The organism is Nocardioides sp. (genome assembly GCF_024509035.1).
In the GTDB taxonomy this organism is placed as follows: domain Bacteria; phylum Actinomycetota; class Actinomycetes; order Propionibacteriales; family Nocardioidaceae; genus Nocardioides.
Window position 1 is genome coordinate 1 of record NZ_JANINT010000365.1, and the last position, 529, is coordinate 529.

Annotated in this window: 1 protein-coding gene and 1 pseudogene; one reads left to right on the top strand and one right to left on the bottom strand. The window is 70.1% G+C overall.

Features of this window, described 5'->3' with window-relative positions:
- Positions 1–253: cupin domain-containing protein (locus tag Q0L15_RS21355; RefSeq protein WP_366939636.1), on the bottom strand; the 253-nt coding region annotated here is incomplete at its 3' end.
- Here Q0L15_RS21355 and Q0L15_RS21360 point away from each other — a divergent pair.
- Positions 252–529 (top strand): annotated as a pseudogene (locus Q0L15_RS21360) (DUF1772 domain-containing protein); the annotation flags it as partial. The gene Q0L15_RS21355 and the pseudogene Q0L15_RS21360 overlap by 2 nt on opposite strands.

Genomic DNA, 529 nt, shown 5'->3' on the forward strand with positions numbered 1-529 from the left:
CCTCGCCGAGGTCGGGCACCGCCCACATCTCGCCCGCCACCACCGCCGTCACGGTGAGCGGCGACTCGTCCTGGAGCCGCACCGACCAGGGTGCCTCCATCACGCACCTCAACAAGAACGCGCCCCGAGCACGGGGACCGTCGAGCAGTGCCGCCAGACCATCCATACGCGACCGTATCCCTGGACGCTCGCGTATGGAAGTGCGTCTTGCGGCGATGGATCGTCTCGCCACTCGGCGATTGACTCGAGCCATGTCCGACGTACTCGACCAGCTGCGCTCTCCCGTCCTGCTCGCCGCCACGCTCGCCGCCGGCCTCCAGGCCGGCACCTACTACACCTGGGCGTGCGGCGTGATGCCCGGCCTCGCCAAGGTCGACGACCGCACATTCGTCTCCTCGATGAACCACGTCAACGTCGCGATCGTGAACCCGGTCTTCATGGCCTCCTTCCTCGGCGCGCCCGCGCTGGCCGCGGCCACCGTCGCGATGAGCACCCCAGGCGCCCGGCCCTGGGCGATCGCCGGGCTGGT